Annotated in this window: 7 protein-coding genes; 5 read left to right on the top strand and 2 right to left on the bottom strand. The window is 68.3% G+C overall.

The window, feature by feature from the left end; all coding sequences use genetic code 11:
• From APY03_RS39955 to APY03_RS01880, 3 genes are all read left to right on the top strand, one after another.
• Positions 1-569, top strand: a 569-nt coding sequence (locus APY03_RS39955; RefSeq protein ID WP_157103361.1) for a DUF1214 domain-containing protein, incomplete at its 5' end; no start/stop codon positions are given.
• Positions 570-628: 59 nt separating this feature from the next.
• Positions 629-1735 carry an alpha/beta fold hydrolase gene (locus tag APY03_RS01885; RefSeq protein WP_068673384.1) on the top strand — a complete coding sequence of 369 codons (1107 nt, stop codon included), beginning with the start codon at positions 629-631 and terminating at the stop codon, positions 1733-1735.
• An 80-nt stretch (positions 1736-1815) separates the two neighbouring features.
• Positions 1816-2331, top strand: a complete 516-nt coding sequence (locus APY03_RS01880) for a hypothetical protein (protein ID WP_068673382.1) — start codon at positions 1816-1818, stop codon at positions 2329-2331.
• A gap of 25 nt (positions 2332-2356) precedes the next feature.
• On the opposite strand, the gene APY03_RS01875 is transcribed toward APY03_RS01880, so the two are convergent.
• Positions 2357-2959, bottom strand: a complete 603-nt coding sequence (locus APY03_RS01875) for a 2'-5' RNA ligase family protein (RefSeq protein ID WP_232081089.1) — start codon at positions 2957-2959, stop codon at positions 2357-2359.
• Positions 2956-4302: an MFS transporter gene (locus tag APY03_RS01870; protein WP_068673380.1), complete on the bottom strand. Its 1347-nt coding sequence runs from the start codon at positions 4300-4302 to the stop codon at positions 2956-2958. The genes APY03_RS01875 and APY03_RS01870 overlap by 4 nt, the downstream gene beginning before the upstream one ends.
• A gap of 172 nt (positions 4303-4474) precedes the next feature.
• Between APY03_RS01870 and cyoA the strand changes: the two genes are divergently transcribed.
• Positions 4475-5533: a ubiquinol oxidase subunit II gene (gene cyoA / locus APY03_RS01865; RefSeq protein WP_068673378.1), complete on the top strand. Its 1059-nt coding sequence runs from the start codon at positions 4475-4477 to the stop codon at positions 5531-5533.
• Between the two features lie 61 nt (positions 5534-5594).
• Positions 5595-6110, top strand: a 516-nt coding sequence (locus APY03_RS43185; RefSeq protein WP_232324131.1) for a cbb3-type cytochrome c oxidase subunit I, incomplete at its 3' end; no start/stop codon positions are given.

The following is a 6110-nucleotide window of genomic DNA, read 5'->3' as shown; positions in this document are numbered from 1 at the left end:
GCCCCCCTGCCGCGGCGGCACTCGAGGAGACGCTTCCCCGCGTCTACGCTGAACTGCGCGAGGCCGACGCACGCTCCGAGCTGGGCGGCGGATGGACCACGGCCGTGCACGTGCGCACGCATTTCGGCGAGGATTTCGCCACCCGCGCCCGCGTGGCACGCAACTGGATCGGCACGCTGGGCATCGAGGAAGCCATGTACGTGATGGCCGAGGTCGATGCCCAGGGCAGAGTGCTCGATGGAACACACCGTTACACGCTGAGGTTTCCGGGGACGGGCATGCCGGAGGTCGACACGTTCTGGTCGGTCACGCTCTATCGCCGCGAGGACTGCCTGCTGGCGCGCAACCCCATCGACCGGCACTCCATCGGCGACCGCACCCGCGGGCTGCTTCGCGACGCAGACGGCGGCTTGACCCTTGCGATACAGGCGGACGATCCCGGCCCGGGAAAGAACTGGCTGCCCGCACCGGCCGGCGAGGGCTTCTACCTGACCTTGCGGCTCTACCAGCCGCGCCGGGCCCATTTGGAGGGCACGTTCAGCTATCCGCCTGTGCAGCGCGTGGATTGAGGCATGCCCGGCCATCTGGTTTATTGACCGGCCGGGCCAAAGGTTCTTCACTAGCGGTTGTGCAGAAATCGCCGCCGGCTTCCGTCGCCCATCCGCCCTCCAGGCAGCAGATCCGCTTTGCGCGCGGGCACGACGGCGTGCGGCTGGCCTACGCCCTCTGTGGCCAGGGTCCGCTGCTGATCAAGGCGGCCACCTGGCTGTCGCACCTCGAGTTCGACTGGGAAAGCCCGGTGTGGCGCCACGCGCTCGACGGACTGTCCGCCAACACCACTTTCGTGCGCTACGACGAGCGCGGCTGCGGCCTGTCGGACTGGGAAGTCGAAGACCTGAGTTTCGACAGCTGGCTGCGCGATCTCGAGACGCTGGTCGACGCGCTGGGCGCCGAGCGCTTCGGCCTGCTCGGCATCTCGCAGGGCGCGTCCATCGCCATCGCCTATGCGGCCCGGCATCCCGGCCGGGTGAGCCACCTGGTGCTGCACGGCGGCTACGCGCGTGGCCGCCTGGTGCGCAACCCCACGCCCGAGCAGCGCGAGGAGGCCGAGATGATGCGCAAGCTCGCCGAGCTGGGCTGGGGCAAGCAGGACACCGCCTTCCGCCAGTTCTTCACCAGCCAGTTCATCCCCGGCGGCACGCCCGAGCAGCACCGCTGGTTCAACGAGCTGGAGCGCATCTCGACCTCGCCGGCCAACGCCGCGCGCTTCATGCGCGAGTTCGACCAGATCGATGTCGTCGCCCGTTTGGCAGAGGTGCGCTGCCCCACGCTGGTGCTGCACAGCACGCGCGACGTCCGCGTGCCCTTTGCCGAGGGGCGGCTGATCGCGAGCGCGATTCCCGACGCGCGCTTCGTGCCGATCGACAGCGGCAACCATCTGATCCTCGCGCACGAGCCGGCCTGGGCCCACTGGCTGGGCGAGGTGCGCAGCTTCCTGGGCGAGGCGGCACCTGCGCGCGACCCGGTGTTCGAGACCCTCACCGCACGCGAGCGCGCGCTACTCGAACTGCTGGCCCAGGGCCGCGACAACGCGCAGATCGCAGCCACGCTCGGCCTGTCGGAGAAGACCGTTCGCAACCGGCTGACCAGCGTGTTCTCCAAGCTGGAAGTCGACAGCCGCGGCCGCGCGATCGTGCTGGCGCGCGATTCCGGCTTCGGCAAGCCGGGCGCGTGACGCAAATCTTCAAGACCACCCGGGCGGCGCTACCTATCCTCGGCCTCAACGCCCTTCTTCGCACTCGATCGGATCAAGCCATGTCGACCAGGATCATTCACCTCGCCGCCGTCACCATTGCCGTCATGCTCGCGCTGCAGACGCCGCCGGCGCAGGCCCTCGATTCGGCCTCCCTTCCCTCCTCGATCCGCCTGGCCAATGCGCGGGCGCTGATCGAGGCCAAGGACTGGAAGGGAGCCATCGCCGAGCTGCAGGGCGTGGACGCCCCCAACGACGCCGACTGGAACAACCTGATGGGCTTCAGCCACCGCAAGGCGAAGAAGCCCGACTACGTGGCGGCCGAGCGCTTCTATGACGCCGCGCTGCGCATCGAACCCAGCCACCGGGGCGCCCTTTCGTATTCCGGCGAGCTCTACCTGGTGCTGGACAATCTGCCGAAGGCCGAGCAGCGGCTGACGACGCTGAAGGTGGTCTGCAACAACGCCTGCCCCGAGCAGGACCGCCTGGCCCAGGCGATCGCGCGCTACAAGGCGGCCGGCAAGTACGTGCCGGAGCCCGAGGAGCTCGCGCAAGGCAGCGCGCGCGGCACGCAGTGAACGGATCCCGCAGAAGGGCTGCGCTTCAGCCGTGCAAGGGCCAGCGGGCCAGCACCTCGTGCCGGCCTTGCCCGATCAGGCTTCGCACGAGGACGAACTCGTGCGCGGTCCAGGTGATCGGCTCGATCGAGCGCCGGGCCACATACGTGTCGTCGTAGAGCAGCGTCAGGTGCGGCGTGTAAGGGGCGCCACCGCCATCGTCTTCCCCGGCCCGGGCCATCGCATTGCAGAGGGCCTGCTGAAAGGCCTTCGCGGCGATCACGCCCTCCTCGCCCAGGAGCACCAGCGGCATGTTGCTCGGCCTGTGGGAGAAGCTGCCCACGCGATCGAATCCAAGCTCGAACGCGGGGATGATCGACAGCGCCTGGGCGGCCGCGCAGGCGGCGTGGACAAGCTCCCTGGGAACGCCGGGAAAGGCGCCCATGTGGAGCAGCGTGACGTGGAAGCGCGCGGCGCCGAGCGGCTTGCCCTTCAAACCAAGGTCGTTGCGCAGGTCCCCGATCAACCGCTCGATGCGGGCGATGGCTGGTGCACCCGGCAGCAGCGCGAAGAACAGCCGATCGGTGTTCGGCGGCGCGGGCGCGACGCCCTCCGGCAAGGGCTGCCGTGCGCCGCGCCCCGGCGTCACGACTCGTCGCCGCGCGCCTCCAGCGCGCGGTTGATGCTGAGCGCCGCCAGCGTGCACGCGGCGCCGGACAGCAGGTAGACGCTGACGTAGGCCAGCCCGAAATTGGCCGACAGGCCCAACGCCACCAGCGGCGCGAAGGCGGCGCCGATGAGCCAGGCCAGGTCCGCGGTCAGCGCGGCGCCGGTGTAGCGGTACTTGCGGGCGAAATTGGCCGTCACGGTGCCGGAGGCCTGGCCGTACGAAAGGCCCAGCAGCACGAAGCCGACCAGCATGAACACGTCCTGGCCCAGCGTGCCGCCGCCGAGCAGCGTCGGTGCGAATCCGCTGAAGACGGCGATCATCACGGCCAGGGTGCCGAGTGTGCGGCGGCGGCCCACGCGGTCGGCGATCCAGCCCGAGGCAACGATGCCGCCGGCCGCCAGGAAGGCGCCGATGATCTGGATGATGAGGAACTCGGTGATGGACTGGTCCGAGTAGAGCCGGATCCACGACAGCGGGAACACCGTGACCAGGTGAAACAGCGCGTAGCTCGCGAGCGCTGCGAAGGCGCCGATCAGCAGGTTGCCGCCCTGGGTGCGAACCAGCTCGACCACGCTGGTGGGCTCGAGCTCGCCTTCTTCCAGCAGTTGCTCGTACTCGTGCGTGACCACCAGCCGCAGCCGCGCGAACAAGGCCACGACGTTGATCGCGAAGGCCACGAAGAAGGCATAGCGCCAGCCCCAGGCAAGGAAATCGTCGAACGACAGGCTGGCCCACAGGAACGCGAACAGGCCGCTGGCCACCACGAAGCCCAGCGGCGCGCCGAGCTGGCCGAGCATCGAATACCAGCCGCGCCGGTTCGGCGGCGCGTTCATGGCGAGCAGCGAAGGCAGGCCGTCCCAGGAGCCGCCGAGCGCCAGGCCCTGGCCGACGCGGAAGATCGACAACAGCACGATCGACAGCGCCCCCGCGCTCTCGTAACCCGGCAGGAAGGCGATGCCGACGGTGGACGTGCCCAGCAGGAACAGGGCCATGGTCAGCTTGGTGGCGCGCCCCCAGCGGCGCTGCACGTGCATCGAGATCACCGTGCCGATGGGCCGCGCGATAAATGCGAACGAGAAGATGACGAAGGCGTAAAGTGTGCCCTCCAGCCGCTGCTCGAAGGGAAAGAACAGCGCCGGGAAGACCAGCACCGAAGCGATGCCGTAGACGAAGAAGTCGAAATACTCGGACGCACGGCCGATGACCACGCCGACGGCGATCTCGCCGGGCGCGACCTTGGAATGGTCGGCGGTGATGAGCCGGGCATCCCTCTCGAGGGTTTCGGACGAGGGTTCGTGATGGGTGTGACTGATGCTGGACATCGCGGTGCTACGGATTCAGGGAGCCTTGCAAGAGCCTTCAGGGTCGCATCAGATGCAGTTTTGCGCCATAGGACAAAACGTCCAATCGCCAAGCGCCCCCGATGGGGATACATTTTGCGCGCATTGGCCATCCGCGTTTTCCCGCGGGGCGCGATTCTTTCCCCATCCTGGCATGCCACTCCTACCCATCCTCCGCCGGTCGGCCCTGCTCGTTCTCGCCCTGCTGCTGGCGGGCTGCAACATGGTGGTGCTGAATCCGTCCGGGGACATCGCCGCCCAGCAAGGCCGGCTGGTCGTGATCTCCACCCTGCTGATGCTGCTGATCATCGTGCCGGTGATTGCGCTGACGCTGCTGTTCGCGTGGCGCTACCGCCAGTCCAACACCGAGGCCACCTACAAGCCCGACTGGGACCATTCCACCCAGCTCGAGCTGGTGATCTGGGCCGCCCCGCTGCTGATCATCATCGCCCTCGGCGCCATCACCTGGATCAGCACCCACACCCTGGACCCGTTCCGCCCGCTGGATCGCATCGCCGAAGGGCGGCGGGTGCCCGAAGGCGCGCAGCCGCTGGTGGTGGAGGTGGTCGCGCTCGACTGGAAGTGGCTGTTCTTCTACCCTCAACAGGGCATCGCGACCGTGAACGAAATGGCCGCGCCGGTGGACCGGCCGATCCAGTTCAAGATCACCGCCTCCTCGGTCATGAACTCCTTCTACGTGCCCGCCCTGGCCGGCCAGATCTATGCCATGCCCGGCATGGAAACCAAGCTGCACGCGGTGATCAACCAGCCAGGCGTGTACGACGGCTTCTCGGCCAACTACAGCGGCGCCGGCTTCTCCGGCATGCGCTTCAAGTTCCACGGCCTGCAGGGTGCCGAGTTCGAGAGCTGGGTGCAGAAGGCCAAGGCCGAGGGCAAGGCGCTCAGCCGCGAGGACTACGTGAAGCTCGAGCGCCCGAGCGAGCGCGAGCCGGTGCGCCGCTACGCCAGCGTCGCGCCCGGCCTGTACGACGCCATCCTCAACCGCTGCGTGGAGCCCGGCAAGATGTGCATGAGGCAGATGATGGCCGTCGACGCCACCGGCGGCGCCGGCAAGGCCGGCCTCTCGCCCCTGGCCATCACGGAAGTGCCCCGCGGCGAGCAGGGGCTGCCGATGCGCACCGTCGCCACCGAGCTCTGCACGGCCGACAACCCGACCGGCGCGCCGCTGCCCGCGCGGACGGTTCTCCAGTAATCACCCGACATTCCAGGCGCGGCCGCGGGCTGCGCCCCACCCTTGGTTTCCGAGACCCACGATGCCCGACCATCCCGACCCGACCAAGCTGATCTTCGGCCGCCTCACCTGGGAGGCCTTCCCCTACCACGAGCCCATCCTGGTGGCGACCTTCGCCGCCGTGGTGCTGGGCGGCCTCGCGCTGATGGGCGCGATGACCTACTTCCGCGTCTGGGGCACGCTCTGGCGCGACTGGATCACCAGCATCGACCACAAGAAGATCGGCGTGATGTACATCGTGCTCGGGCTGGTGATGCTGCTGCGCGGCTTCGCCGACGCGATCATGATGCGGCTGCAGCAGGCCATCGCCTTCGGTGACAACGCGGGCTACCTGCCGCCGCACCACTACGACCAGATCTTCACGGCGCACGGCGTGATCATGATCTTCTTCGTAGCCATGCCGCTGGTCACCGGCCTCATGAACTACGTGGTGCCGCTGCAGATCGGCGCGCGCGACGTGGCCTTCCCCTTCCTCAACAACTTCAGCTTCTGGATGACCACCATGGGCGCGATGCTGGTGATGGCGTCGCTGTTCATC

The sequence above is a fragment of the Variovorax sp. WDL1 genome, assembly GCF_001541225.1.
Taxonomy (GTDB): domain Bacteria; phylum Pseudomonadota; class Gammaproteobacteria; order Burkholderiales; family Burkholderiaceae_C; genus Variovorax.
This window is presented reverse-complemented; position numbering and strand designations above follow the sequence as displayed.

Bases quoted from the DNA above. Each gene is read 5' to 3' on its own strand.
- APY03_RS01880 (WP_068673382.1), top strand. From the start codon at position 1,816: ATGTCGACCAGGATCATTCACCTCGCCGCCGTCACCATTGCCGTCATG.
- APY03_RS01870 (WP_068673380.1), bottom strand. From the start codon at position 4,302: ATGTCCAGCATCAGTCACACCCATCACGAACCCTCGTCCGAAACCCTC.
- cyoA (WP_068673378.1), top strand. From the start codon at position 4,475: ATGCCACTCCTACCCATCCTCCGCCGGTCGGCCCTGCTCGTTCTCGCC.